Raw genomic sequence first — 23,440 nt, 5'->3', positions numbered from 1 at the left:
TGGGTCCTCAGTACCCCCACACGGCGGGCCAGTTGATCCTCGGCCAGCGCCGCTCCTCCTCGACGAAACCGCGTATCGCGGTCGCGCGGCGCGTCACGTTGCGTTCCCGCGGCGGATCCATCGGCATGTCGTGGGCGTCGAGAAAGCTCACCACCCGACGTACCACACCGTCACGCACACGGCGCGCGACGCAGGCCCGCTCGAAGTTGGCCAGGCGCACCAGCGTACCTGGCGGATAGATTCCCATGCGCCGCAGGAGCACGTTCGTCACCATGGCATCCAGGCACCTGCGTTCACTGCCGAAAATCTCCTCCAGCGCGTAACGAGGCGAGCGCGGCGGACGATAGTAGCGCCCCGTGACCTTGGCGCAATAGATGTCCGCGACACGCAGTATGCGGGCACCCTTACCGATGTCCGCTCCCGCCAGCGCCGCAGGGTAGCCGCTGCCATCGACATTCTCGTGGTGCTGACGCACGCTCTCCAGCCACGTCTCATCATCGATGCCCGCTCCATCCAGCAACTCAGCGGCCCGTAGCGGATGGGACTGCAGGGTTTCGCGATCGGTGACTAACGGCGGTCCACGCCGCCCGTACAAACTGTCGTGCAGGTCCAACGCTCCCAGGTTCATGGTCAATGCGGCTCCGGCCAGGCTTAGCTGCTCCGCTTCGCCAAAATCCAGATGCTGAGCGAGAGACACGGCGACGAACAGAACATGCAGGCTATGCCTGACACTTGGGCGAGCCAGCGGCACGCGCAGTACGTAGCCCAAACACGCATCCGGGTCAGCGTCGTAGACCGACAGCAGGCCCTCCAGCAATTCGGTCAGGCGCTCCGGTTCCGGTGCCGTCAGAATCTCTTCCGCCTCCTCTCCCATTTCGGACAAACGCAGTAGCGGATTTTCCCCGTTATCAAGGGCACCGGCATCACGGAACAGCAGGCGTTCGGTCAGGTTCAGGTAATGCCGCTCATCTGCGATCACCGCGCCGGCCGGAGCCACGAGCACTCCCGTCTCGGTATAGACGTCCCATGGCAAAGCATGGCCGATCATTTCGGGCTCGATATAGACGGGTCGCAGCACGGGCTTTCCGCTTGGATCGGGAATCGCTCCACGGCTATCAACTGTAGCCCCACCCTGGAAAAGCGTAGTCCGCCCGTTCGGCATGGCTCGTCGACAACGCCACACAGCCACTGCTGGCCCATCGCAAACCAGAACCACAGCGAATAAGATAAGAATTATTTAATAAAATAAGAAAATATTTTCAATAATTTAATTGATCGACTCCAATTAATTTTTATAGTTAATTTAGGTAAAGATTTTTTTATATTAATGTAAACTCATCGCACGGAACGAATAAAAAACCCACTGAGAAAACCCCGACAACCCGTTCCGAAAAGAAGATCGAAGGGAGAGGAGACCGGCATGGGTGAGGTTGTAATAACACATCAAACTTCAATGAGTTATGAATAATTCTCGCAATCATAACGCCGAGTCAAATCAAGCGATTTTATTCACCCCAAGGAAATTCCTTTCAAAATTCAATAATTTAAGCAATTTCTAACGTAGAAATACGCCTGATCCATTCTGAATATAACCATGCGAGCAACCAGAACGAACAAACGAATCACGTCCATAGCGACATCCAAGCTACCAATTCTGACCAGCAACACGGGGGTGTTTTGTGTCAATCAATAGCGTTGTCAAATTCATCAGGCGCCTTTCGTCCCTAACGTTGCTCTTGCTGGGGGGGTGCAGTCTCGCCAAATTCCCCCTGATCGACTCCGCAGGACCGATCGGGCAGCAGGAGTACCACCTGATCCTGATCTCCTTCCTGCTCATGCTGATACCGGTGGTGCCGGTCATCGTGATGACTCTGTGGTTCGCGCGGCGCTACCGAGCGTCCAACGAAAAAGCGACTTATGCGCCCAAATGGGGGCATTCCAACAAGATCGAGGCCGTCGTCTGGTCCGTGCCGATACTCATCGTCGCCGTGCTCGCCGTCCTGACCTGGGTCACCTCACATCAGCTTGATCCGTACAAACCGATCGCAACCCAGGAGCAGCCAGTTCGCGTGGAAGCCATTGCCCTGAACTGGAAATGGCTGTTCATCTATCCGGACGAGCATGTGGCGAGCGTGAACGAACTGGTCATCCCCACCAACGTCCCGGTGAGTTTCCGACTCACCTCCGACACCGTCATGACGTCCTTCTTCATACCGCGCCTAGGCACCCAAATCTACGCCATGGCCGGCATGACGACCCGCCTGCATCTCATGGCCGATAAATCCGGCACCTACACGGGCTGGAATTCGCAGCTGAGCGGCGAAGGCTTCTCGGGCATGCATTTCAAGACCATCGCGACCAGCGAAGCGAACTACAAGACCTGGCTTGAGAAGGTCCGGCAGTCACCGAAGGCGCTCGACTCGCTGACCTACGAACAACTGGCGAAGCCCAGCAGCCACACCCCGGTGACCTACTACTCACAGGTTCAACCGAATGATCTGTTCGCGCAGGTCATCAGCAAATACATGCATGGGCCGACACACGCGGGCAGCATGACGGCGCACACGCTTTCGGAATCCAGCAAGTAAGGAGGAAGCACTGATGTTCGGAAAACTGACTCTGTCGGCCATACCATTCAATGTGCCGATCGTCATGGGCGCGGTCGGCTTCAGCTTGCTGGGAGCCATCGTCGTGCTCGGCCTGATCACGTATTACGGCAGGTGGGGCTACCTGTGGAGGGAATGGCTGACCTCCGTCGACCACAAGAAGATCGGCGTGATGTACATCGTACTGGCGCTGATCATGCTGCTGCGCGGCTTCGCCGACGCGATCATGATGCGCACGCAGCAGGCCATAGCCTTCGGCCCGAATCACGGCTACCTGCCACCGGAGCACTACCAACAGATATTCAGTGCGCACGGCACCATCATGATCCTGTTCATGGCCATGCCGTTCATCGTCGGCCTGATGAACATCGTGGTCCCGCTGCAGATCGGTGCCCGTGACGTCGCCTTCCCGTTCATGAACTCGGTCAGCCTGTGGCTGACGGTCATCAGCGCGATGCTCATCATGGTCTCACTCGGCATCGGGGATTTCTCACGCGCAGGCTGGACCGGCTACCCGCCCCTGAGCGGCCTCAATTTCAGTCCCGACAGCGGCGTCGACTACTGGATATGGTCCATACAGTTAAGCGGTCTGGGTACATTGATGACCGGCATCAACTTCACCACCACCATCCTGCGAATGCGTGCCCCCGGGATGACCTTGATGCGCATGCCGGTTTTCACCTGGGCGATCCTGTGCACCAGCATCCTGATCATCCTCGCCTTCCCCGTCCTGACGGTAACGCTCGGGCTGCTGTCGCTCGACCGCTATATGGACATGCATTTCTTCACCAACGGAATGGGCGGCAACATGATGATGTATGCCAACCTGTTCTGGATCTGGGGCCACCCGGAAGTCTACATCGTCATCCTGCCGGCCTTCGGCGTGTTCTCCGAAGTGGTACCGACCCTAAGCGGCAAGAAACTGTTCGGCTACACGACCATGGTGTGGGCCACCGCGGTGATCACCGTACTGTCCTTCTCCGTATGGCTGCACCACTTCTTCACCATGGGCAACTCCGCGACAGTAAATGCGGTCTTCGGTATCGCCACGATGCTCATAGCGATCCCCACGGGCGTGAAGATCTTCAACTGGCTGTTCACCATGTACCGCGGGCGTATCCACTTCGACACGCCGATGCTGTGGACGCTGTCGTTCCTGGTGACCTTCGTCATCGGCGGCATGACGGGCGTCATGCTCGCCATCCCCGGCGCCGACTACGTACTGCACAACAGCGAGTTCCTGGTCGCGCATTTCCATAACGTGCTGATCCCCGGGACCTTGTTCGGCATGTTCGCCGGCTACTCCTATTGGTTCCCCAAAGCGTTCGGCTTCGCGCTCAACGAGAAATGGGGCAAGCGTGCCTTCTGGGCCTGGAGCATCGGCTTCTACGTCGCCTTCATGCCGCTGTACGTACTTGGCTTCCTGGGCATGCCGCGCCGCCTCGACCACTACACCAACCCAGCCTGGCATCCCTGGCTGGTGCTGGCCGAAGTCGGTGCGGTAATGATCCTGTTCGGCATTATCTTCCAGGCCATACAGCTCTTCGTCAGCATCCGTGATCGCGAAAAGACGCGCGACCTGAGCGGCGACTACTGGCAGAACGGCCGCACGCTGGAATGGGCAACCGCATCGCCGCCGCCTTTCTATAACTTCGCACACACTCCGGTCGTGACCGAACGCGATGAGTTCATGGCTCGAAAGGAACAGGGCACTGCCTACGAACAGCCAACCGAATATGAGGACATTCACATGCCGAAGAACACCGGCGCCGGATTCGTCATCGGCGTGTTCGCCTTCGTGCTCGGCTTCTCGCTGATCTGGTACATCTGGTGGCTCGCCGCCGTCAGCGCGCTCGGCATACTCGGCACTCTCATCGCCCGCGCGATGAGCGACGACGTCGACTACTACGTTCCCGCCGACGAGGTCAGACGGATCGAGGAGCAGCGCTATGCGCAACTGGCCGAGGCTCAGCAAGGCGGCCAGGGCGGCGACTCCAACCAGACCCCCATCATCCTCGTTCACCAGGTGCAATCATGACGACCGACGCAATGACTCACGACGAAGTCCATGCCCACGACGGGCATGGACACGCCGAAACCGTCTCCAACACGGTTTACGGGTTCTGGCTCTACATCATGAGCGACTGCATCCTGTTCGCGTCGATCTTCGCGACCTTCGCGGTCCTGAGCCACAACTACGCCGGCGGCCCCACGGGCAAGGAGCTGTTCGACCTGCCCTACGTGTTCGGTGAAACCATGTTCCTGCTGTGCAGCAGCGTGACCTACGGTTTCGCCGTGCTGGCGATGAACCGCATGCAGCGCCAACAGGTGCTGGGCTGGCTGTTCGTCACCTTCCTGCTCGGGCTCGGCTTCATCAGCATGGAGGTCAACGAGTTCCATCACATGATCCTCGAAGGCCGCGGGCCGGATCGCAGCGGCTTTCTGTCGGCTTTCTTCACGCTGGTCGGCACGCATGGAACGCACGTCTCGCTGGGCCTGATCTGGATGCTGATCATGATGATCCAGGTCATGCGCAAGGGCCTCACCACTCAGGTGCAATCACGCCTGGTCCGGCTGAGCATGTTCTGGCACTTTCTCGACATCGTGTGGATCGGCGTCTTCACGGTCGTCTACCTGATAGGGGTTATGTAATGGCACACGAAGCAATCCAGATCCCGGGCATCAGCCACGCCAGCCTCAAGTCGTACGTTATCGGCTTCGCACTATCCATGGCGCTGACGATCATTCCGTTCGCCATGGTGATGTTCGGCCTGGGCTCGCGCCCCTTCATTCTGGCCGGCATCGCCCTGGCGGCCATCGTGCAGATCGTAGTGCACCTGCATTACTTCCTGCATCTCGACCGCTCCTCCGAGCAAAGCTGGAACCTGCAAGCGATTCTATTCACTTTCCTGATCATCGTAATCCTAATCGCCGGATCGCTGTGGATCATGTTCACTCTGCACACACGTATGATGTAACGCATCGAGCCGTCGCCTCACGGCGGCGGCTCTTTTCTCCGAATAACCCGCAAAACGCATTCGCTATCGAAATCACATAAATATAGATACATAAGTAAATTATAATATTCAAAATAAAAGAATTATAGTAATTAATGTTTGGCAAATAAATTTCAATCAAACTTTCCGCGTGTTTTTTTGCTCAAAACCACCCAACACATATAAACTCTGTTTCCACCGCCCAATCAATCCGCGAAAAATACGCATCAACCGGCTGTTTTTAAAGAATTTTTAACCAAAAATAGCGACAAGAACGCAGTGATGACACGTCACGATGCGGCTTTTAATAGCTCAAAACTCACCTGCTCAGGGAGACGCCACCGAAGATGACGAGGAAAAAATTCCCAAACCTTTTCCGCTACCTGGCCCTGATTCCCCTACTGCTTCTTGGGGGATGCAGCTCCGAACATTTCTGGCTATTCAACCCGAAGGGGCCGATCGCTGCCACTGAGCTGTACTACATGATTCTGGACGTGGCGGTCATGCTGATCGTCGTCGTCCCGACCATCCTGCTGACCATCTGGGTCATCTACCGCTACCGCGCTTCCAGCGGCAAGGGCGCCTACGCACCTAAGTGGTCGCACTCCAACGTGCTCGAAGTCGTGGTGTGGGGCGTGCCGATCGTCATCGTCGCCATACTTGCCTACTACTCCTTCATCGGAACCCACCAGGTCAACCCCTGGAACCCGACGGTCATCACACAGCATTCGAAATACGCCAAGGAACAGCCGCTGGAGATCGACGTCATCACTACCGACTGGCAGTGGCTGTTCGTCTATCCCAAACAGAACGTCGCGGTTTCCAACGAACTCGTGGTGCCGGTGAACCGCCTCGTGCATTTCCGGCTGACCTCCGCCTCTGTGACCAACAACTTCTTCATTCCGCAACTCGTGGGCCAGGTCTACGTAATGCCGGGCATGCGCAGCAAACAGAGCATGGTCGCCGCACATACCGGCGAGTATCACGGCCTGTCTGCGGCATTGAGCGGCGGCGGCTTCTCCTGGATGAATTTCAAGGTCAAGGCGGTCACCGAGCAGAGCTTCAAGTCCTGGGTCGGCATCGCACAGCAAAGCGCCTCCAAACTCTCGTACGCCGAATTCAAGAAGTTCGCCAGGCCGACGGTCAATGTCGGCAACAAGGTGCAACTATTCACGAACATTCAACCTGGGCTCCTGGTGCAGGTCATTCAGAACGTGAGGGACGGAAAACTCCGTTACAAGACCCCCATGTTCCTGACCGAGAACATGCTGTCCGACGAATTCAAGAAACACGCGAACTGACGCGGGAGAGCTACCGAAATGCTTGTCGATCTACAGGGACCATGGAGTCCGATATTCGGGCGTCTGGGCTTGCTATTGGACGTTCACTACAACAACCCCGTCATTTTCTTCGCTTTCCAGCTCGTGGTGGTCGGTGGCGCAATCGCCCTGTTCTGGCTGACCTGCGCCAACCGCTGGGGCTGGCTCTGGCGTGAATGGCTGACCACCGTCGATCACAAGAAGATCGGCGTCATGTACGTGCTGGTCGGCTTGGTCATGCTCTTCCGCGGCTTTTTCGACGCGCTCATGATCCGCACCCAGCAGGCCATCGCCGTCGGTCCGGATTCTCCCGGGGTGCTCGGCGCGGCACATGGCTATCTGCCCCCCTACCACTTCGACCAGGTGTTCACCGCGCACGGCATGATCATGATCCTGCTGGCGGTGACCCCGATGCTGGTCGGCCTGATGAACATCGTCGTACCGATCCAGATCGGCGCGCGCGACATGGCCTACCCCTATCTGAACGCGCTGGGCCTGTGGCTGACCGCAGTGGCCGCCGCGCTGGTCATGATCGCGCTGTTCGTCGGTGACTTCTCGCACGCCGGCTGGGTCGGCCTGACACCGCTGACGGAACTGCCGTACAGTCCCGGCGTAGGCGTCGACTATTACATCTGGTCCATCCAGATCGGCAGCATCGGCACCACGCTGGGCGCCGTCAACCTGATCGCCACTATCATCAAGATGCGTGCGCCCGGCATGACCTGGGGCCGCCTGCCGATCTTCAGCTGGACCACCCTGGCCAGCAACATCATCGCCCTGACCTCCTTCCCGGTCCTCGGTGTCGCGTTGGCGCTGCTGACCTTCGACCGATACATCGGAACGCACTTCTTCACTGCGGATCTGGGCGGCAATCTGATGATGTACACCAACCTGTTCTGGATCTGGGGCCACCCGGAAGTGTACTTCGTCGTGCTGCCGGCCTTTGGCTTCCTGTCGGAAATCATCCCGGTCTTCTCCGAGAAGCCCATCTTCGGCTACGTCACTATGGTGCTGGCCTCGATGGCGATCGGCCTGGTGTCCTGGACCGTGTGGCTGCATCACTTCTTCACCATGGGCGCCAGCCCCGGCGTGAACAGTTACTTCAGTATCGCCACCATGCTGGTCGGCATTCCCACCGGCGTGAAGGTCTTCAACTGGGCGTTCACCATGTACCGTGGACGCCTCCGTTTCCCAACCCCCATGCTGTGGGCGATGGGCTCGCTGTTCCTGCTCATCACCGGCGGCACGACCGGCATGATGCTGTCAGTGCCCGCGATCAACTATCTCGTGCACAACAGCGTGTTCGTGATCGCGCACTTCCACAACATGTTCCTGCTGATCGCCTATGCAACCTTCGGCGCCGTCACCTTCTGGTGGCCCAAGGTATTCGGCTTCAAGCTCGACGAGAAGCTGGGCAAGTTGTTCTTCTGGTTCTTCACGGCCGGCACGCTGTTCGTGTTCATACCCATGTACACCCTCGGCTTCATGGGCATGACCCGACGCCTGGACTACGTCTCGCACACCAGCTGGCAGCCCTTGCTGCTGCTCGAACTGTTCGGCATCGCCTTGTACTCGCTGTCGGTGGTGTTCTTCCTGGCGCAGCTTGCCGTGAGCATCCGCGACCGCGAGAAGAACCGCGTGACCGGCCCGGACGCCTGGGGCACCTCGCGTTCGCTGGAGTGGGCGACGCACTGCCCTCCGCCGTTCTACAACTTTGCCGTCACTCCGGTAGTGCACGACCGCGACGAATGGGCCTGGCGCCGCGAGCACGGCCTGATCAGCCTGGTCCCGGACCGTTACCTGGACGTCCACATGCCCAAGAACACGGCTGTGCCGCTGCTGATCGGCGCGCTGTCCCTGTTCTTCGGCTTCGCCATGATCTGGCGCATCTGGTGGCTGGCCGGGGTGTCGCTGCTGGCGATCATCGTCGTGATCATCATCCGTTCGTTCGACAAGGACACCGACTACATCATTCCGGCTGCCGACATCGAACGCATGGAAGCGGAGATTCTCAACCGCGGTGCCGCGGATGAAACCTCCGACGCCCCCATCGGCGGCGGTGCCGGTGGTGCGCTGGCAAGCCCGCGCAAGCGCGACGGCGACTGAACGGACTTCGCCGCGGGCGGGGACACTCTCCCCCGCGGCGAATCGTCATCCGATTAAAGACTGTTTGGAGCATCGACAATGAGTTCACATTCCGTCGAGAACGTCGATCCGAGTAACGTTCGTCTCTGGGACTACGACGACCACGGCCACGACTTCATCGGCACCCGCTCGATCGGGTTCTGGCTGTACATGATGAGCGACGCGATGATCTTCGCCGGGCTGTTCGCGGCGCATGGCGTCTACGTGCACAACTTCGCCGGCGGCTTCACCGCCAAGGAAGTGATCCACCCGCTGAACGCGCTGTGGCCGACGCTGTTCATCCTCACCAGCGTACTGATCTACGGCTTCGGCATGGTCGCGCTCAAGAAAGGCAGCCGCTCCGGCGTCATCAACGCCCTGCTGCTGTCCTTCATCCTGGGCGTTGGCTTCCTGTTCATGGAATGGCGCGAATTTTCCGAACTCGCCGCAATGGGCGCGGTCCCCCAGGTTAGCGGCTTCCTGTCCGATTTCTGGGTCATCGTGCTGACTCACGCCGCGCACGTATTCTTCGGTCTGCTCTGGATGGCCGTGATGATCGTGCAGATCGCGCGCAACGGTTTCAGCCAGAACAACGTCTATCGTCTGCTCAACCTCAAGATCTTCTGGCACTTCCAGGCGGTCATCTGGGTCTGCGTGTTCACCTTCGTTTACCTCATGGGAGGCATCTGATGTCGCATGGTCACCATAACCCTATCGAACACCCCGAAGTCCAGCTCGCGAGCATGGGCGGCTATCTGATCGCCTTCGTCGTCGGCCTCGGCGCCATGCTGATCGCACTGTGGATGGTCGTCGGCCACACGCTGTCGCCCGTCTCGCTGACCACCGTCATTTCGCTCATCGCACTGGTTGCCGTGATCGTGCAGCTATACTTTCTGTTCAAACTAGACCTTTCGAGCACACAGATCTGGCATACCGTGTCGTTCGTCATGACCGCCCCGCTATTCGTCATGTCGGTCGGGCTCACCATCTGGATGTTCCACACTCTGATGGAACGTACGATGCTACCGGGCGTGTGCACCTTCTAGTCACTGACACAGATTAGTCACCAGCACAGAGAACAGCCCAGCATGAATCCCAATCTGCCGCCCAACGCTGCCGAAACCAAACACGTCGTCGAGGGGGAAATGACCCTCGCGGTACGCATCATCGGCATACTCATCGCGAGCATGGTCGTGCTCGCGATCGCGCTGGGAATATGGCGCGGCTTCAGCACCGCCGAGGTGGGCAAGGCCGCGCTGGTGGATGGTCTGATGCTATCGGAAGTAGTGTTCGCCGCAGCGCTCATCCTGCTGGGCAGTATCGTAGAGGGCTTCGGCTACGGGCTGTCGCTGGGCACGCGCTGGCCCTATACGCGCAACATCGTCGTCCTGATGCTGCGCGGCGACCCTGAAGCCGCACACCGGGTACTGGCGACCGCCGTCGGGCTCTGCGCCCTGGCGCTCGCCATCCTGGCGCCCGGCTACACCACCTTCATGGGACTTGGGCTGATCGTCATCACCGCCCTGTTCGGCATGGGTACGCTGTACGTGCTTGCTGGGCGGGCCCCCGCGTTCGTCCACGGCACGCATGGCCTGCTCGCCTACCTGGTCTTCCTCAACTTCCTGTTGGGGCTGAACTACCCGGGCGTCGAACTCCTTCCGTACCTCAAGGTCACGGCGGCGCTGCATTCCATTCTGTTCGCCATCTTCATGGGCGGCATGGTCACGGGACAACGCGGTTTCGGCACGGCCATCGAGCCTTTCCTGCACCCCAAGCGCACTTCGCAGTGGATTTTCGTAATCCACGGCATCGCGGCCCTGATCGTGATCGGAACGCTCGGCTGGTACAGCGCGATCTACCCGGTCGCGTTCGGCTTCGCCCTGCTGCAGGCCGCCGTCGGATTCTTCCTGTTCCACGCGGTGAATCTGAAGCCGAAAACCCCGGGCGTGATGGTGGTGTTCCACCAGATGATGGCCCTGCTGATCACCACCGCAGCCGTTTTACAGTGGCAATGGCATTGGTAAGGCGCAATACGAGCAACATTACGACTAAAGCCCACGTCGACCGGGCCAGAGGCAAATATGAGTGAACTCGAACTCGCCAGCAAGACAGAAACGGACGAACTGATCGGCGCAGCGCCGCCTGCTTCCGCGCCCAGTCTGATCAAGGATCTGCTCACCCTGGCCAAGGCCAAGGTTGTCTCGCTGCTCGTGTTCACCGCCATCGTCGGCGAGCTATTGGCCCCCGAGTTCTGGAAGAACTGGGCCGGCTCGCTCGCCGGCCTGGCCGGCATTGCCCTGGCCGGAGGCGCCGGCGGCGTGCTCAACCAACTGGTCGAACCCGTGCTGGACCAGCACATGCGGCGCACTCACCTGCGTCCCCTGGTCAACGGTCGCATAACCCGCACCGGGGCCATGCTCTACGCGGCTGTGCTGTTCAGCGCCGCCGTGCTCATTCTGAGCATCTGGACCAATCCCACAACACTCCTGCTGACCCTGCTCGGCACCGTCGGCTACGGCGTCGTCTACACGCTCTATCTCAAGCCCAGCACGCCCTGGAACATCGTCTGGGGCGGCATCGCCGGCGCGCTACCTCCGATCATAGGTTGGACGGCAGTCGGTGCGTCGATCACTGCCTTGCCCGTGCTGCTGGTACTGCTGATCTTTGTGTGGACGCCGGCGCACTTCTGGCCGCTGGCGCTCTATTATCGCGAGGACTACGCCAAGGCCAAGATTCCCATGCTGCCGGTGACCCATGGTGTCGAGCGCACCCGCAAGGAAATCGTCAAGTACGCCGTGGCCACGCTAGTGATCAGCCTGCTGCCGACGGCATTCGGCGAGACCGGGCTCGTGTACGGAGCGGTCGCCGCGGCCAGCGGTCTATGGTATCTGGGGCTGACCGTACACCTGCAGCGCATGCCGGTGAATCGCAAGATGGATCAGTACGCGCGGCGCGTGTTCGGACACTCCATCACGTATCTCTTCGTGCTCTATGCGGCGCTGATCGTCGACCACCTGCTGGAACTGACAGGATTGCTGCCGGCCTGGATGTAAGCGCGGACGGCATCGAGAGGCCACGTTGGCCCCTCGCCGGCGTCCTCCTCCCTGACTGAGTTGTCAGACGCTGTTCTCTCGGCTGAAGCCGGGGATAACAGTGGCCGTAAAGCTGATGTCCCCTACGATGGCAGAGATTGATAGGCATGCTCTTTGTTGTGCCCCGCTGCAGGGGCACCACGCGGCAGCGTGCGATGCATGAACCCACACACCGCCCGCGGCCGGAATCGCCCGATAATCCGAATCGCTGGCTACATCTCCCCGCGCTTGACCACCGCCTGCACCGTTATCGTCTGTCCATTGGCGAAACGTAGGGTCAACGGCACCATCTCACCCAGCTTGAACGCACGCTTCGGCTTCATCAGCATGAGATGGTAGCCGCCCGGGGCAAAGTGCAGCTCGCCATGCGCCGGAATGGTGATGCTCATCTGCGGGATCATCTTCGCAACGCCGTTCTGGATCACCGAACGATGCAGTTCGATATGCCCGAATGCGGGACTCGACGCGGCCACGACGCTGCGTGGTTTCGCCCCGTGATTGCTCACGGTGAGATAACCGGCCAGCATCTTCATCCCAGGGGGAGCCTGCCGAATCCATGCTCCGTCGGCGCTCAGACCGCCGGCGGCGAAAGCGGATACGGGCAACAAGGCGAAAAGGGAAATCAAAAAGAAACGTCTAACGGGTTTGAACACCACGATATATCTCCTTAACAGGCCAAATAATTAATAAATTCAGTGGATTATAACGCAGCGAATGTGCCCGCCCATCCATACCCTATTTCTCATACAGACGACGTATTTCTTTCAGCTCCGACTCGATCAGCTTCGGGTAGTGCGGCGGTTCCAGGCGCGCCACCAAATGGCCGTTCGGCGCGACGATGAGAATGCTCGCGCTGTGTTGTATGAGATAGTTCTTGGCGTCAAAAGGGTCAGGTTCACGCTTGAAATAGATGCCGAGTTCGCCGGTAAGACGCTTGATCTCGGCCGGCGAAGCCGTCGCACCGACAAATCGCGGATCGAAGTACGCGGCATAGGCCGCCACCTTGGCCGGTGTGTCGCGCTGCGGGTCCACGGAGGTGAATAGCACCTGTAAGTCTCCGGCGCGATGCGCTTTTTTCAGATCGCCCATGACGACAGCCAGGCGCCCCAGCGTCAACGGGCATACGTCCGGGCAATGCGTGTACCCGAAGAACATGAAGGTCCAACGCTTACGCAGATCGGCGTTGTCGAATACACCGCCGTTCGCCGTCTGCAGCTTGAACGCGGGCATCGCTACGCCATGCGGGTGCTTGGCGTCGATGTAGAGCGTTTCACCGGTCTGCGAGGGCGCGTTGATGCGGCTGATATACGCCGTGAGAACACCCACTCCACCTGCCACGACTGCCACGCCAAGCAGAACAAGAAAGATACGTAATGGCTTACTCATGTTGCTGGGGCCCAGTGGTAGAAATTCATTGAACGAGGCACGAACTCAAAAGCTCGGCGAAACCTTTTTCATCCAGCGCGCCGGCATGACGGGCACAGACGTGCCCCTGGCGATCGAGCACGATGCTCATGGGCAAGCCCTGCAGCTTTGCACCACAGGCCTGGTGCAGCCGATCGGCTGCGCTCATACCGTAGAGCAACGGGTAGCTGACGCCAGCGATACGAGCGAACCTCTGCGCGGCGGCCGGATTGTCGACCGCTATGCCGATCACGCGCAGGCCCTGGGAGGCATAGCGCTGAGCCACGGCCTGCAACGCAGGCATTTCATGCCGGCAGGGTTCGCACCAGCTCGCCCAAAAGTTCAGCAGCACCACCCGCCCCTGCCACGACGATGCCGCAAGCGACCGATCCGACGCGTCGCTCAGTGCCGTGTCCTTCAGCGAACATCGGGCTGTGCTCACGGGAACATTTGCAGTAGCGGGTCGAACCGGTGGCCGCGAAGCGTAGTAATAGCCGCCGTAGCCAGCTGCGGCGGCAACCGCGACACCGGCCAATATCAGAGAAATGCGCCCCATCTAACCTATCTTGATCAGCCAATACCGCTTTAGTGGACACAGATGATAGCAGGGGCTCTCGACCTCTACCAATCAACAGGATTGAAGCCTTCATTAACCGGTTGTTGAAAGCGGTATCAGAGCCGTCCGGATGCGGAAATTGATTCAGCGCCTGCCCGACAGGATCCATCCGCGACGCTTGAAGAACAGCAACATACCTATGACCACCGCGATGATAAGCAGCCAGATCAGGGGATAGCCATAATACCAGCGCAGCTCCGGCATCGCCCAGGGGCTGTGGTCGTTGTTGCCGAAATTCATCCCGTACACCCCGGTGATGAACGTGAGCGGAATGAACAGCGTGGAGATGATCGTCAGCGTACGCATGATCTCGTTGAGCCGGTTGCTGACGCTGGACAGATAGATATCCATCAGGCCGGAAACCACATCGCGATAGGTTTCCAGAAGATCCATGACGTGGATCGTGTGATCGTAGAGATCGCTGAGGTAGGGTCTGAGTTCTTCGTCCAGCAGCGGCTCGTCCTGCACGCCGCGGATCAAGCGACTGATCACCTCGCGTGTCGGCCACAGCTGGCGGCGCAGATGCATCAGCGTACGTTTGGCACTCTGAATCGCCGGCAGGGCGTCGCGGTCGGGCGCGGCCACCAGACGCTCCTCCAACTGTTCCACACTGTTGCCGAAGGTTTCCAGCACCGGGAACGCCTGGTCGACCACAAGATCCATCAGCGCGTACAGCAGATAATCCGCCCCGTGCGTCCGCAGCCGCGTTCGGGACAGGGAAAGGCGCTCGCGCAGCACGCCGGTGCGATCCTCATCCGCGGCATGGATACTGATGACGTAGCCTTCGCCCAGAATCAGATTGAACTGCTCGAGCCGCACCGCATCGTGTTGCCAGCGCGCCGCCGCCAGCACCACGAACACCTGTTCCGGATATTCGTCCAGCTTCGGCCGCTGACCGCGCGACTGAATATCCTCCAACACCAGTGGATGAATATCGAAACGTTCCCCCAGTTCCTCCAGCAGAGCCTTTTCCGGCTGCCCCTGAATATGCAGCCAGGTCACGCCTTCGTGGTTCGCCACCAACTTCTGCATATCATCAAGTCTAGCCTGCTCCGGCTCGTACAGGCTGCCGTCATGGTAATGGACGAGGCTCAAGCGCGGTGGCGCGGCTCCGACCTCGTCGATCAGGGTGCCGGGCGGCAGGCCGGCTCGATGGGCTCGGTTGGTGTGCAACATGCCGGTCTCCCGTCTTGTCAGCTCAGTTTCAAAAGTTGTTCGACCAATGCGTCGGCCTTGATCTCCTCTCCGCTGAGCGCCATGGCCAGGAGTTCACCGCCGATCACCGGCAAGGCCAGAACGACGTCCGGATGCACCCGACGCACCCGCACTAGATTGTGTGCGTCGCTCACCGCCACCACCGTCCTGACCTTTTCATTGACCTCCTTGGCCGCGAGCACGACGAAGGCGTTGTCCGAATCGTCCTCGCTGAGCGCCAGCACCGCGCGTGCCGAGCCGACGCCGGCACTGCTAAGCACATCGGTATCCCCTCCGTCACCGACCACCAGATCCGGCGGCGCCTCGGCGCCCTCGGGCGGGCGCGAGGACCACACGGCAGTCACCGGCAGGCCGCGCGAGGACAGCGCCTTGATCGCATTGCGTGCCAGTGGGTTATCACCCACGACAATGATATGGTCCTTGCGCTTCATGCTCTTCCTCTGGGGTTGCAACAGGTTCATCAGACGCTGGTTCACGATCGGCCCGAGGGTCACGCTCAGCGAGGTTGCGAACACCACCAGACCAAGCACGATGAGTGAAACCGTGAACAGCCGCGCCTCGGAAGTATGCGGCGTAATGTCGCCATAGCCGACCGTCGACATGGTGACCACAGCGAAATACAGCGCGGAAGTGAAATCGTTGATTCTGGGGGAAAACCCCGCGCCCAACACATAGGCGCCCAACACGCCGTAGCCCAGCGTGAGAAGAATTCCCGTCACGGCGAACAAGGTGCCCGTGGCCAGACTGGCACGCTGGAAATACCGCCGCGTCGCCAGCAGCAGCACAAAGAGCACACCGTTGTACGCCAGCACCGACGGCCGCGGATGCGACAGCGGCGTCAGCTCCAAGGCCAGCGTGGCGAGCGTCATCAACAGCGTGATGACCCAGGCCAGGCGCGAACGCCATAGCAGGCCCAGCGACATGATCAGCAGTAGAACGCCGATGACGTCCTGCGGTACCCCCCGTATGGCCAGCAGACTGTAGCCATCGGAAAGTCCGCCAAGCTCCTGCGACGGGAAGGTGATGAGCTGCTGCAGTCTCCCGATAGAAGGAACCGTCTGCACCAGGCCGGCGAGACCTACCGCCAGCGCCAGCGGCACGTGCGGAAACCAGTTCTCCATGCGTGCCGTGCGATACAGCCTGAGCCACAGCTGCCGTATGCGCTGAACGCCCGCACTGCGCAGCTGCGCCTTGGGACTCATGCGCTCGATGTCCTGCGGGCGGCGCCAGTGCCGTGCCGCGATCGCGCCTCAAACACGCCGTATCTCCGCACCCTCAGCCTTCCTCCGGGCGCGTCAGCGCTTCCGGATCGAGCATGCGCGACAGCTCGTCCGCATCCAGATCGGTCATCTCGCGCGCCACTTCGGCCACCGGCCGCCCCTCGGCGTAGGCGCGCTTGGCGATCGCGGCCCCACGTTCGTAGCCGATCACGGCGTTCAGGGCCGTCACCAGGATCGGATTGCGATTCAGCGCCTCGCTCAGGCGTTCGGCGTTCACCGTGAAGCCGGCAATGGCCTTGTCCGCCAACAGGCGAGACACGTTGGCCGACAGACGGATGCTCCGCAGCAGATTGTCGGCAATCATCGGCAGCATGACGTTGAGCTGGAAATTTCCGGCCTGCCCGCCGATGGTGATTGCGGCATCATTGCCGATGACCTGGGCGGCGACCTGGCAGACCGCTTCCGGGATCACGGGATTGACCTTGCCCGGCATGATGCTGCTGCCCGGCTGCAATGCCGGCAGACGGATCTCGCCCAGGCCCGCCAGCGGCCCCGAGTTCATCCAGCGCAGGTCGTTGGCGATCTTCATCAGCGCCGTAGCCAGCGACTTCAGCGCCCCGCTCGCGGCCACCGCCGCATCCTGCGAACTGAGCCCCTCGAAACGGTTGTCATTGGCGTGGAACGCCACGCCCGTCCGGGCTGCCAGCCAGGCGATGGCGACCTTGGCGCCGCCCGGCGCGGCATTGATGCCGGTACCGACCGCAGTGCCGCCCAATGCCAGGGCCTGCAAGCCTTCGGCAGCGTAGGCAATGCGCAAGCGCGCGTTGCGAACCTGCGCCACCCAACCGCTAAGCTCCTGATCCAGGCGCAGTGGCATTGCATCCATCAGATGCGTACGGCCGGTCTTGGTATAGCCCTTGAGTTCCTCTGCCCGGGCCAGGATGGACCGCTCCAGGTGTTCCAGAGCCGGCAGCAGGTTTTCGTGCACCAGCAGCGCCGCCCCCACGTGGAGCGCAGTCGGAATGACGTCGTTGGAGCTTTGGCCGTAGTTGACGTGGTCGTTTGGATGAACCTCCTGTCCGCAGTCCGCCGATGCCAGATGCGCGATCACCTCGTTGGCGTTCATGTTGCTGCTGGTGCCGGAACCGGTCTGGAACACGTCGATCGGGAAATGTTCGTCGTATTCGCCGGCGGCGACCGCCAATGCCGCCGTGCAGATGGCCTCGGCGCGCGTTTCGTCCAGCGTGCCGAGCTGCCGATTGGCCTCGGCGCAGGCGGCCTTGACCAGTCCCAGCGCGCGGATGAAACCGCGCGGCATGCGCTGGCCGCTGACCGGGAAATTGTCGACCGCACGCTGCGTCTGTGCGCCCCAAAGCGCCAACGCCGGCACGCGCAGTTCACCCATGCTGTCGTGTTCGATGCGATAGTCCTGTTCGCTCACCGGTCTTCGCCTCCGTGCTTGGACTGTTTGCGTACTGGCGACCGCGGGCTGTAGCGGCGCCGCTGTGGGCAAGTATAGGGCAATCCGGGCTCGTCCCATCCACAGAACGGGAAACCCGAAGGGACCGCCAACCGAAACCCGCAGACCTTCGGATCACGCACAAAACAACCGCTGATAGCCTCAGGTATAATTCTGCCCCCTCAACTCCATCTACAGACAAACGAGGCCCGCTGATGGAACTCAGCCCGCTCACCGCCCTATCCCCCGCCGATGGCCGCTACGCCGCCCAGACCGAACCGCTGCGTGCCGTGTTCAGCGAATACGGCCTGATCGCCGCTCGCATCCAGGTCGAAGTGCGCTGGCTGCAGGCGCTGGCTGACGAACAGGGCATCGCCGAAGTCCCGGCCCTGCCGTCCGGCGCCATCGAAGTCCTCGAATCCCTGCTGGATCGCTTCAGCCCCGACGAGGCCGCTGCGGTAAAGGAAATCGAACGCACCACCAACCATGACGTCAAGGCGGTCGAGTACTACATCAAGCAGCGCATTTCCGAACAGCCCGATCTGGCCGCAGTGAAGGAGTTCGTGCATTTCGCCTGCACCTCGGAAGACATCAACAACCTTGCCTACGGCATCATGCTCAAGCGCGGACGCGACGAGGTGCTGCTGCCGGTGATGGACGAGATCGTCGGCCTGTTGCGCGATATGGCGCACCGCTTCGCCGACCAGCCCATGCTCTCGCGCACCCACGGCCAGCCGGCCAGCCCCACCACGCTGGGCAAGGAACTGGCCAACGTCGTCGCCCGACTCGAGCGCCAGCGCGAGCAAGTCGCCGGCGCGCCGATCCTCGGCAAGATCAACGGCGCAGTCGGCAACTACAACGCACACACCGTGACCTATCCCGAAGTCGACTGGACCGCCTTCGCAGAGCGCTTCGTCACCGGCCTGGGCCTGAAGTGGAACGCCTACACCACGCAGATCGAACCGCACGACTACGTCGCCGAGCTATTCGACGCGGTGGTGCGCTTCAACACCGTGCTGCTCGACCTGGCGCGCGACATCTGGGGTTACATCTCGGTCGGCTACTTCCGCCAGCGCGTGATCGAGGGCGAAGTCGGCTCCTCCACCATGCCGCACAAGGTCAACCCGATCGACTTCGAGAACGCCGAGGGCAACATCGGCGTGGCCAACGCGGTGCTGGAACACCTGGCGCGCAAACTGCCCGTGTCCCGCTGGCAGCGCGACCTCACCGATTCCACGGTGCTGCGCAACCTCGGCGTCGGCCTGGCGCACAGCCTTATCGCCTACCGCGCCCTGCTCAAGGGCCTGGGCAAGCTGGAAATCGACGAGGCACGCCTGGCCGCCGACCTCGAAGCCAACTGGGAGGTACTGGCCGAACCGGTCCAGACGGTGATGCGTCGCTACGGCCTGCCCAACCCCTACGAGCAGCTCAAGGCGCTCACCCGCGGCCAGCGCGTTGACGCCGAGGCGCTCAGTGCCTTCATCGAGGATCTCGACCTGCCGGAGGAAGCCAGGGCCGCACTGCGCACGCTGACCCCGGTGCTGTACACCGGCACGGCCGCGGCCCTGGCACGCGACATCTGATGTCCGGCGCCGCCCTGCTCGGCGGTCTCGATCCCGCCGAGTTCCTGCGAGACTACTGGCAGCATCGCCCGCTGCTGGTAAGGCAGGCGATGCCTGACCTGGCATCGCCGCTCAGCCCTGACGAACTGGCCGGCCTCGCGCTGGAGTCCGAAATTCCTTCGCGCCTGGTGCTGGAACACGGCGCCACGCCCTGGGAAGTCCGCTACGGGCCGTTCACCGAGCAGGACTTCGCCCAACTGCCGCCGACGCATTGGAGCCTGCTGGTCACGGACCTGGAGAAATTTGTTCCCGAACTGGGCAGCCTGGTCGAACCGTTTCGCTTCGTCCCGGACTGGCGCATCGACGACCTGATGATCAGCTACGCGCCGCCACAGGGTTCGGTCGGCCCGCATACCGACGCCTACGACGTCTTCCTGCTGCAGCTCCACGGCCACCGCCGCTGGCAGATCGACACCCGCCCGGTCGCCGCGGACAACCGCCTGCCGGACACGCCGCTCAGCATCATGCGCGAATTCGAAGCCGAGCAGGAATGGCTGCTCGCCCCCGGCGACATGCTCTACCTCCCGCCCAACGTCGCGCACTATGGCGTTGCGCAGGACGACTGCATGACCGCCTCCATCGGCTTCCGCGCCCCCAGCCAGAAGGATCTCCTCGGCGCCTGGCTGGACGACAGAGTCGCCGCACTCGACCCCGAGCGCCGCTACGCCGATCCCGGGCTCTCCCCCCAAGGCAATCCTGGCGAGATCAACCGGCAGGCGCGTTCCCGCGCGGTTGCGCTGCTGCGCGAAGCCCTGGCGGCCGACGACGACGCGCTTGCGCACTGGTTCGGCTGCTATGTCACCGAACCGCACGTCGATCTGGCGTGCCTGTATCCGGCCGCCCGCGAATGGACTTCCGCCGGCCTGCGCCGACACCTGCAGGAAGGCACGGAGCTGCTGCGCAACCCCGCCGCACGCCTGGCGTGGTTCCGGGACGACCGGCAACTGCACTGTTTCGCCGACGGCGAAGCGCGCAGTCTGCCGCCCGCGGCCCAGCCTCTGGTCGAATACCTCAGCCTCGAACACCGCTATCCCGCCGCAGAACTGCTCCAACGCATGAACGATACCGGCGCAACGCTGCTGATCTGGCTGCTGCAGCGCGGCATTCTCGAACTCCCGGAAAACGACGATGAGTGAAAGGCCGCAGGTGCGCGTCCGCCTGGTCTCCTGGCACGAGCAGGCCGCATCACTGTCCCATGTACGCGAAACGGTCTTCGTTCACGAACAGGGCGTACCGCCCGAACTCGAACTCGACGAACATGACGCCGCCGCGGTGCACGCGCTGGCCGAAGACACCGAGGGCCGGCCGGTGGGAGCGGGCCGCCTGCTCCCTGACGGACACATCGGCCGCCTCGCCGTACTCTCCGAAATGCGTGGTCTGGGCCTGGGACGCGTGCTGCTTGACACGCTCGTCGATACCGCAAGGCAAAACGGGCATGAGCAAGCCGTCCTCAATGCCCAGGTCCAAGCCCTCGATTTCTACCTGCGCGCCGGCTTCATCGTTAGCAGCGAACCGTTCATGGAAGCAGGTATCGAACACCAGGAGATGAGAAAACCTTTGCAAAACGGCTAGCCGACAAACGGACCGCGTTGTAGGCTAGTTCTTTTGTGCGCGCTGCGGCGCGATACGCCCCCAGACCATGGATTTAGGATTTCAATCAATGAAGATACGCCTTGCCCGCCCAAGCCTCGCCCTGCTGCTGGGCCTGGGTCTGCTCACCGGCTGCCAGGTCCAGACCGACAACGCCAAGACCTCGGCCGGCACCTCATCCACCGCCTCCACTCCCGCCTCGCCTGCCGTGGCCACCGTCAACGGCAAGACGATCACCGAGGCCGATTTGACAGCCTATCGCATGCTGCGCGCCGGGCAGATGCCCAATGTCGATCTCAGCAACAAGGCCCTGGTCCAGGAACTCGTCGACATGCGCCTGCTCGAACAGGCTGCGGTCAAGGAAGGCATGGCGGACAAACCGCAGATCAAGGCCCAGATCGATCAAAACCGCGCGAACATCCTGATTCAGGCGCTGTTGCGCGAGAAATTCGGCGCTCCAACTTCGCCGAGCTGGCCAAGAAGGACTCCATCGCCCCGTCCGCGCCCAAGGGCGGCGAACTCGGCTGGTTTACCGCCCAGACCATGGTCGCCCCCTTCTCGCAGGCCGTCGAAAAGTTGAAGAAGGGTGAATACACCAAGACCCCGGTGCATACCCGCTTCGGCTGGCACGTGATCCTGCTCCAGGACACGCGCAAGATGAATCCGCCGCCCTTCGATCAGGTCAAGTCGCGCATCCGCGCCATGCTGACCCAGCAGGCGATTCAGAAGTACGTCACGGATCTGCGCGACAAGGCCGACATCAAGATCGACGCGCCTGCTGTGCCGCCGGCCAATACCACCGGATCAACGCCCCCGGCCGTGTCGAAAGACACGACCAAGTAGCTCTAGCTGAATTTCGCCCTCCCCCCGGTGCAACCACCGACCGGGGACGGGCGAAAGTGCGGATAGCGCCGAGGAAGATTTCGATGGAAGACCAGCAACTGGCAAGTGCGGTCCAGAAGATATTCCTGGCCCGCACACGCCGCGGAAGAATCTTCAAGACGACGGTGTTCTGGATAACGCTGTTCGTGATGTTCGTCATCCCGCTCGGACCCATCGTGCTCTATTTCATGTGGAAACATGGGGACAGAGTCGCGGCGGAGAACGCTGCGGCGCTGGCTGCCGCGGCGCAGGAACAAGACCGCGAATCGACCCAAGAGAACGCTAACGCAGCATCCTCCGAGGCCGCCGGCCAACCTTAGGGCCGAATTACGCTATTGCACGGTGCGCTGCGACATGCTCTGTCCGGCGCACCTTTTATTCGCAGCCTTCGAGCAACTGCTCGCGCGTCAACGCAAACACGCCGAGCCCACCCCGCTCGAAATCCAGCCAGGTAAACGCGCACTGTGGCTGCCGCTCGCAAAGCGCGGCCGCACTGTTGCCCACCTCGACGACCAGTACGCCACCCGGATTGAGATGCGCCGCCGCCTCTCTGAGCATCGGCAGCACCACGTCCAACCCCTGCTCGCCGGCTGCCAGCCCGAGTTCGGGCTCGTGCCGGTATTCCTGCTCCAAGGCATCCATATCCTCACGGTCGACGTAAGGCGGATTGCTCACGATAAGGTCATACCGCTCGCCGGCCAGGGATGAGAAGAGATCCGAACGGACCGCACGCACCCGCTCCTTGAGATCGTGCCGGGCGATGTTGATCTCAGCCACCGCCAGCGCATCGGGCGAAACGTCGACCAGATCCACTTCCGCTTCCGGAAACGCATACGCGCATGCAATGCCGATGCAACCGCTTCCGGTGCCGATGTCAAGCACGCGCCGCACCGCCTCCGGCTCGACCCAGGGTTCGAAACCCTGCTCGATCAATTCGGCAATCGGCGAACGCGGCACCAGCACGCGCTGATCGACATAGAACGACAGACCCGCAAACCAAGCCTCTCGGGTCAAATAGGCCGAAGGCAGACGCTCGTCGACCCGTCGGCGTAGCAGACTCAACACCGCCTCACGTTCGGCCGGCGTCACCCGTGCGTCGAACCAGGAAGCGGAGGTATCGGGCGGCAGGTGCAACGCGTGCAGCGTCAGGTATACCGCCTCGTCCAGCGCGCCGCCCATCCCATGTCCGAAACCCAGTCCGCTCTCCCCGAAACGGCTGGCACCCCAGCGCATCAGATCGCGCAAAGTAGTCAATTCCTCGATATCCGCTACTGCCATCGTGTTGTCCTCGATTT

24 protein-coding genes are annotated in these 23,440 nt (G+C 61.3%); 16 read left to right on the top strand and 8 right to left on the bottom strand.

Translation table 11 applies throughout. From position 1 onward, the window contains the following. Positions 1-7: 7 nt before the first annotated feature. Positions 8-1,078 carry an HD domain-containing phosphohydrolase gene (locus P8014_RS14330; RefSeq protein WP_337818006.1) on the bottom strand — a complete coding sequence of 357 codons (1,071 nt, stop codon included), beginning with the start codon at positions 1,076-1,078 and terminating at the stop codon, positions 8-10. A gap of 658 nt (positions 1,079-1,736) precedes the next feature. Here P8014_RS14330 and cyoA point away from each other — a divergent pair. From cyoA to P8014_RS14280, 10 genes are all read left to right on the top strand, one after another. Further along, a complete protein-coding gene (gene cyoA, locus P8014_RS14325) occupies positions 1,737-2,588 on the top strand; it encodes a ubiquinol oxidase subunit II (RefSeq protein WP_337818005.1) in 852 nt (283 codons plus the stop codon). Between the two features lie 13 nt (positions 2,589-2,601). Then, a complete protein-coding gene (gene cyoB / locus P8014_RS14320) occupies positions 2,602-4,644 on the top strand; it encodes a cytochrome o ubiquinol oxidase subunit I (protein WP_337818004.1) in 2,043 nt (680 codons plus the stop codon). Next, complete coding sequence (gene cyoC / locus P8014_RS14315) at positions 4,641-5,258, top strand: cytochrome o ubiquinol oxidase subunit III (RefSeq protein ID WP_337818003.1); 618 nt, start codon at positions 4,641-4,643, stop codon at positions 5,256-5,258. Before cyoB ends, cyoC begins: the two co-directional genes overlap by 4 nt. Continuing rightward, positions 5,258-5,584: a cytochrome o ubiquinol oxidase subunit IV gene (gene cyoD / locus P8014_RS14310; protein ID WP_337818002.1), complete on the top strand. Its 327-nt coding sequence runs from the start codon at positions 5,258-5,260 to the stop codon at positions 5,582-5,584. The genes cyoC and cyoD overlap by 1 nt, the downstream gene beginning before the upstream one ends. A gap of 365 nt (positions 5,585-5,949) precedes the next feature. Next, positions 5,950-6,903: a hypothetical protein gene (locus tag P8014_RS14305; protein WP_337818001.1), complete on the top strand. Its 954-nt coding sequence runs from the start codon at positions 5,950-5,952 to the stop codon at positions 6,901-6,903. 18 nt (positions 6,904-6,921) lie between these two features. Then, on the top strand, positions 6,922-9,027 hold the full coding sequence (locus P8014_RS14300) for a cbb3-type cytochrome c oxidase subunit I (RefSeq protein WP_337818000.1): 2,106 nt from the start codon (positions 6,922-6,924) through the stop codon (positions 9,025-9,027). Positions 9,028-9,105: 78 nt separating this feature from the next. Then, positions 9,106-9,735, top strand: a complete 630-nt coding sequence (locus P8014_RS14295; protein WP_337817999.1) for a cytochrome c oxidase subunit 3 — start codon at positions 9,106-9,108, stop codon at positions 9,733-9,735. Continuing rightward, entirely contained in the window at positions 9,735-10,091 is a 357-nt protein-coding gene (locus P8014_RS14290; protein ID WP_337817998.1) for a hypothetical protein, read from the top strand. The genes P8014_RS14295 and P8014_RS14290 overlap by 1 nt, the downstream gene beginning before the upstream one ends. A gap of 42 nt (positions 10,092-10,133) precedes the next feature. After that, the gene (locus P8014_RS14285) at positions 10,134-11,069 is read left to right on the top strand and encodes a cytochrome C oxidase assembly protein (protein ID WP_337817997.1); all 936 of its coding nucleotides are present in this window, start codon (positions 10,134-10,136) and stop codon (positions 11,067-11,069) included. Between the two features lie 57 nt (positions 11,070-11,126). After that, a complete protein-coding gene (locus tag P8014_RS14280) occupies positions 11,127-12,098 on the top strand; it encodes a heme o synthase (protein WP_337817996.1) in 972 nt (323 codons plus the stop codon). 251 nt (positions 12,099-12,349) lie between these two features. Here the strand turns inward: P8014_RS14280 and P8014_RS14275 are convergent, their stop codons facing one another. The 6 genes from P8014_RS14275 to P8014_RS14250 form a co-directional block, all read right to left on the bottom strand. Further along, on the bottom strand, positions 12,350-12,790 hold the full coding sequence (locus P8014_RS14275) for a copper chaperone PCu(A)C (RefSeq protein ID WP_337817995.1): 441 nt from the start codon (positions 12,788-12,790) through the stop codon (positions 12,350-12,352). An 82-nt stretch (positions 12,791-12,872) separates the two neighbouring features. Then, the gene (locus tag P8014_RS14270) at positions 12,873-13,523 is read right to left on the bottom strand and encodes an SCO family protein (protein ID WP_337817994.1); all 651 of its coding nucleotides are present in this window, start codon (positions 13,521-13,523) and stop codon (positions 12,873-12,875) included. Positions 13,524-13,548: 25 nt separating this feature from the next. Continuing rightward, the gene (locus tag P8014_RS14265) at positions 13,549-13,983 is read right to left on the bottom strand and encodes a TlpA disulfide reductase family protein (protein ID WP_337817993.1); all 435 of its coding nucleotides are present in this window, start codon (positions 13,981-13,983) and stop codon (positions 13,549-13,551) included. 258 nt (positions 13,984-14,241) lie between these two features. Continuing rightward, positions 14,242-15,333 (bottom strand): magnesium/cobalt transporter CorA, encoded by a 1,092-nt coding sequence (gene corA / locus P8014_RS14260; RefSeq protein WP_337817992.1) that lies wholly within the window; start codon positions 15,331-15,333, stop codon positions 14,242-14,244. 17 nt (positions 15,334-15,350) lie between these two features. Next, positions 15,351-16,574, bottom strand: a complete 1,224-nt coding sequence (gene kch, locus P8014_RS14255; protein WP_337817991.1) for a voltage-gated potassium channel protein — start codon at positions 16,572-16,574, stop codon at positions 15,351-15,353. A gap of 73 nt (positions 16,575-16,647) precedes the next feature. Further along, positions 16,648-18,033 carry a class II fumarate hydratase gene (locus P8014_RS14250; RefSeq protein ID WP_337817990.1) on the bottom strand — a complete coding sequence of 462 codons (1,386 nt, stop codon included), beginning with the start codon at positions 18,031-18,033 and terminating at the stop codon, positions 16,648-16,650. A gap of 233 nt (positions 18,034-18,266) precedes the next feature. Between P8014_RS14250 and purB the strand changes: the two genes are divergently transcribed. The 6 genes from purB (at position 18,267) to P8014_RS14220 (ending at position 22,465) form a co-directional block, all read left to right on the top strand. Next, positions 18,267-19,634 (top strand): adenylosuccinate lyase, encoded by a 1,368-nt coding sequence (gene purB / locus P8014_RS14245; RefSeq protein WP_337817989.1) that lies wholly within the window; start codon positions 18,267-18,269, stop codon positions 19,632-19,634. Continuing rightward, positions 19,634-20,809: a cupin domain-containing protein gene (locus P8014_RS14240; protein ID WP_337817988.1), complete on the top strand. Its 1,176-nt coding sequence runs from the start codon at positions 19,634-19,636 to the stop codon at positions 20,807-20,809. The genes purB and P8014_RS14240 overlap by 1 nt, the downstream gene beginning before the upstream one ends. Beyond that, positions 20,802-21,245, top strand: a complete 444-nt coding sequence (locus P8014_RS14235) for a GNAT family N-acetyltransferase (RefSeq protein ID WP_337817987.1) — start codon at positions 20,802-20,804, stop codon at positions 21,243-21,245. Before P8014_RS14240 ends, P8014_RS14235 begins: the two co-directional genes overlap by 8 nt. 88 nt (positions 21,246-21,333) lie before the next feature. After that, positions 21,334-21,843 (top strand): hypothetical protein, encoded by a 510-nt coding sequence (locus tag P8014_RS14230; RefSeq protein WP_337818016.1) that lies wholly within the window; start codon positions 21,334-21,336, stop codon positions 21,841-21,843. After that, the gene (locus P8014_RS14225) at positions 21,735-22,106 is read left to right on the top strand and encodes a peptidylprolyl isomerase (RefSeq protein WP_337818015.1); all 372 of its coding nucleotides are present in this window, start codon (positions 21,735-21,737) and stop codon (positions 22,104-22,106) included. Before P8014_RS14230 ends, P8014_RS14225 begins: the two co-directional genes overlap by 109 nt. An 83-nt stretch (positions 22,107-22,189) precedes the next feature. Further along, positions 22,190-22,465: a hypothetical protein gene (locus P8014_RS14220; RefSeq protein WP_337817986.1), complete on the top strand. Its 276-nt coding sequence runs from the start codon at positions 22,190-22,192 to the stop codon at positions 22,463-22,465. Between the two features lie 55 nt (positions 22,466-22,520). Here the strand turns inward: P8014_RS14220 and prmB are convergent, their stop codons facing one another. Beyond that, a complete protein-coding gene (gene prmB, locus P8014_RS14215) occupies positions 22,521-23,423 on the bottom strand; it encodes a 50S ribosomal protein L3 N(5)-glutamine methyltransferase (protein WP_337817985.1) in 903 nt (300 codons plus the stop codon). Positions 23,424-23,440 lie beyond the last annotated feature (17 nt).

This window comes from Acidihalobacter sp. (genome assembly GCF_037381185.1).
Taxonomy (GTDB): domain Bacteria; phylum Pseudomonadota; class Gammaproteobacteria; order DSM-5130; family Acidihalobacteraceae; genus Acidihalobacter_A.
The sequence above is the reverse complement of the archived record's forward strand: the minus strand, read 5'-3'. Positions and strand labels throughout refer to the sequence as shown.